The organism is Edaphobacter sp. (genome assembly GCF_035532915.1).
Classification (GTDB): Bacteria; Acidobacteriota; Terriglobia; order Terriglobales; family Acidobacteriaceae; genus Edaphobacter.
On sequence record NZ_DATKQC010000399.1, the window covers coordinates 1 to 3,671 of the forward strand.

Below are 3,671 nucleotides of genomic sequence, written 5' to 3' on the forward strand. Positions count from 1 at the left end.
CACAAGTTTTTGATGCAGCATGCGCCCGGCACCACGTCGGCTGCCCAGCTGTGTACCCGTCAACCGTAGAAGCACCGGCCACTGTGCTGGTGCTCAATACTCAACTCACAATACCCCCTAATAACCCGTGTATACCCACGCACATGACAGAAAGTTGAGAACTATGCATCTTTCACGTCACAAGAAACAACCGGCGATAGAACCTGTCTATGTCGGTATCCCTCGAAATCAGGCCGTCGCTTGCGAAGAATGCGATAAGGTCACCCGGGCCGTCAACGCCCGGTGTGGCATTTGCAAAAGCGAAGCGATCACCTGGATTTCATCGGTCGTGCCAGGGCACCCCAGGCCGCCGGAACCCCCGGCGGCTATGGGCATTTCTGCCCATGCGCGAAATCTTCAAGATGACAGCGTGTCCTTCTTCCCCGCTGTTCTTCGTTTCTTTTCCCGGCTGTTAGTGGCGGATTCCCGCCCCTTACGCAAGGCCCGAGATTCGTGGTCTGCCTGGGAGGAAAAGCAACTGGCACTGGAAGAATTGCTGGCTATTCCCACGATTCTGCGGGAAGGCGACGGCCTTCGAAATCACCCAGCAGCCTGAAACGTTTTCGATCTTCGTTTCCATACTCCGCATCGTCAACCCACCTTCATCCAGCTGTGATCATTCTGGCTGACCATCCTTGGGCTTCCGCGGCACTGAGCCTCTCCATTCAGTGCCCACACATTCGATTCATATTTATTTGTCGTTTTGCGTGGACCGTAGACTCTCTCCCTACTGTCTTTGCGCAAATGCGTCCTGCTTGTTTTTGCAGGCGACTGGTACGAAAGTCAGTCCTTCCCGTCCTGCTCGACATGGTCGATGCTCAGGTGGCGCGTACGAGAACTGCGCCGACGCTTTGTTGCCTCACACATTATTTAGGAAAGGAATTGCAATATGCCGCGCTATATCAAGTACAAGGTCGTTCCAATGACCGATACGCCTATCGGACTTCTTCCTTACCAGCCATACCACGGTCAAGACTATCCACGAGGCGCACGCTGGATACTGTACGGATTTCTCGGCGATCGATCTCTTGATCAGATCGGGAGTTTCAAAACACAAGGCGAGGCTCTGCGCGTTCTCGAAAACATTACTGGAATCAAACCAGTTGAGGACCGGAATTGGTCTGTGCCAAACATATTCATGGTTGAAATGGATGTGTCGCTGCTCGAACCGAACGGATTTCACGGCGCCCCGGTCCTTGAGACTGAGGTGGTCTGAGCCGCTTCACTTTCTTCCATATTTTCCTGCACGTTGGTAACGCGACGTGCAGCACCCGAAGCGATGAGAACTCTATCGAGTGCTCGTCGTTTCCGAGACAAACTACCAGTTGCGGTCCGGCGCGTTAACGCTGTACACGAGTCCGCATGGTCATCACAGACACAATGTTTGCTCGCCGGCTATGGTGTGACAGCCGGGCATGGGTTTTATTCGATGTTCGATTGTTCAGACTCACAAAAAAAGAAGGTGCATTATGCCTGTCCTACGTTCGTGTGTAATCTCGCTCGCAGTGTTGTCCTTTGCCTCTTGTTCCTTTGTGGCCCCTGTGCAGGCGCAGACAAGCGCTGACCAGCAGGACCAGCAGCAATATCAGCAGTATCAACAGCCCGCGCAGCAACAGGACTCGCGCAGTCCCGAAATGAGCGTACAGTCCGCTCCTCCTCCTCCAGTCAATGCCTATTACCAACCTCCATGTCCTGGTGAAGGCTACGCATGGACGCCCGGGTATTGGAACTGGATGGCAGGCGCCTGGTCATGGATGACTGGAGTGTGGGCCTATCCTCCTTATGTTGGAGCGTTGTGGACACCCGGGTATTGGGGCTGGTCCGGCGTTGGCTATGGATGGTATCCCGGCTACTGGGGTATGTCCGTCGGCTACTACGGCGGCATGTATTATGGCGGCGGTTATTGGGGTCACGGCTTCTACGGTGGAGGCTGGAATCGTGGGCGCTACTACATCAATCGCGGCGGCCGTTATGCAGGCGGCTTCAATGGACGCCAGTTTCGTTCTGGCGGATATGCCGCGGGCCGGGGCACGATGTATCAAAGTGCCGCGCGCGCCAGCAACTACGGCGCGATGCGTGGCAGCCGGATGCAGCAGGGATACGGTGCTGCAAATCGCGGCTACGGATCATCCATGGCTCGCAGTTCCGCGGGTTCCTTCAATTCTGCGCGTAGCTTAGGTGGCGGCAGTTTTGCCGGATCGAGAAACTACGGCGGCGGCAGTGCACGCGGCGGTTTCAGCGGCGGCGGTTTCCACGGCGGCGGCGGCCGGCGCTAATCCATAGCTGGATTCAAGCAGGGAGATGGATCCGTCCTCTCCCTGCATAACTTTCACGCGCCCTGTGCGCCCTTAATGTATCAACCATCATTTGCCGAAGGAGGCCTTATGGCTGGGACGATTTTTCTCATTGCTGGGCCATCCGGGTCTGGCAAAACAACGCTTACGCAAGAACTCGTCTGTCGCATCTCCAGGCTCGCCAAAGCGGTAACAGTGACAACACGGCAGCCACGGCCAGGCGAAGTTTCCGGTGTCGACTATTACTTCGTCTCCACCGAGCGATTCCGCGAAATGCAGGCGAACGGGGAGTTGATCGAAAGCGACTTCATCTACAACGAATACTATGGCGTTCCCCGAACCGCACTGGATAGGGCATGCGACATGGCCATCGTCATCACCGTAGATGGCGCTCTGACGCTGCGGCGCCAGGAACCGAATACTCTGAGCCTTTTCATCCTGCCGACTTCTCTCGAGGCAGCCTCGGCTCGCGTTGCTGCACGCAGATGTCCGAACGAGGAGTTCCGGGTGAGGAGATACGAGGCCGAGGTTCTAGCGGCACGTCATTTCGATCACGTCATCCTCAATCAGGATTTCCAGCAAAGCGTCCGCCAGATGGAAACGATCATCCTGGCGCAGCGGGGCGCGAGGCAATACTCAACTCAGACCAAAGCAACGACGCTGAGGTAACGCACCTATCGAAGGAGATCGGTTGCCATGAAGCTTGAAAGAGTCACAATCACCGGGGCCGACAACTCGACAGACATTTTGGATCTGATGCAGCTGTCGCATGAATTTCCGTTTGTCGAGTGGGGCATCCTCATCTCCAAGAGTCAGCAAGGCGGACCTCGTTTCCCATCGAGAAGCTGGATTGCTGTATATAGCGATATGGCGCGGAGCCACAAGCTCAACGTCGCGACACACATGTGCGGCCGCTGGGTGCGCGATCTACTGATCGGCGAAGTAGATTGGGACGTTCTTCCAACCTGCATCGCAGCCAGCCAGCGCGTGCAAATCAATATCTCCAAGGACGCAATCGTTTGTGCGGGCGCGCTCTCCAAACGACTCCTGGAACTGAAAAACAAGCGCTTCATCTTTCAGTCGGATGGAGTCAACGACAATCTCGCGAACGCCATGCACATCTGTGATGTTCCGGTCGCGGCGTTGTTCGATACCTCGGGCGGCACCGGTCTGCTGCCTGGAAATTGGCCAACACTGCGGACCCAGTTTCCATTCGGTTTTGCCGGTGGCCTGGGTCCAGACAATGTCCTGGCGCAACTCGACCAGATCAACCGGGTCTGCTCGGATGATTTTCCGACCTGGATCGATATGGAGACGCGGGTGAGGGTAGAAGACAAC

General features: G+C 56.0%; 5 protein-coding genes. All 5 read left to right on the top strand.

The window, feature by feature from the left end:
* Window positions 1-163: 163 nt before the first annotated feature.
* A complete protein-coding gene (locus VMU57_RS18915; RefSeq protein ID WP_325386282.1) occupies window positions 164-595 on the top strand; it encodes a hypothetical protein in 432 nt (143 codons plus the stop codon).
* Between the two features lie 333 nt (window positions 596-928).
* Complete coding sequence (locus tag VMU57_RS18920; RefSeq protein ID WP_325386284.1) at window positions 929-1,255, top strand: hypothetical protein; 327 nt, start codon at window positions 929-931, stop codon at window positions 1,253-1,255.
* A gap of 253 nt (window positions 1,256-1,508) precedes the next feature.
* The gene (locus VMU57_RS18925; RefSeq protein ID WP_325386286.1) at window positions 1,509-2,315 is read left to right on the top strand and encodes a hypothetical protein; all 807 of its coding nucleotides are present in this window, start codon (window positions 1,509-1,511) and stop codon (window positions 2,313-2,315) included.
* A gap of 108 nt (window positions 2,316-2,423) precedes the next feature.
* A complete protein-coding gene (locus tag VMU57_RS18930; protein WP_325386288.1) occupies window positions 2,424-3,002 on the top strand; it encodes a hypothetical protein in 579 nt (192 codons plus the stop codon).
* Between the two features lie 27 nt (window positions 3,003-3,029).
* On the top strand, window positions 3,030-3,671 hold a 642-nt coding region (locus VMU57_RS18935; RefSeq protein WP_325386290.1), incomplete at its 3' end, for a hypothetical protein.

Excerpts from the sequence above, each read along its gene's own strand:
- VMU57_RS18915 (WP_325386282.1), top strand. The coding sequence starts at position 164 with ATGCATCTTTCACGTCACAAGAAACAACCGGCGATAGAACCTGTCTAT.
- VMU57_RS18920 (WP_325386284.1), top strand. The coding sequence starts at position 929 with ATGCCGCGCTATATCAAGTACAAGGTCGTTCCAATGACCGATACGCCT.
- VMU57_RS18925 (WP_325386286.1), top strand. The coding sequence starts at position 1,509 with ATGCCTGTCCTACGTTCGTGTGTAATCTCGCTCGCAGTGTTGTCCTTT.
- VMU57_RS18930 (WP_325386288.1), top strand. The coding sequence starts at position 2,424 with ATGGCTGGGACGATTTTTCTCATTGCTGGGCCATCCGGGTCTGGCAAA.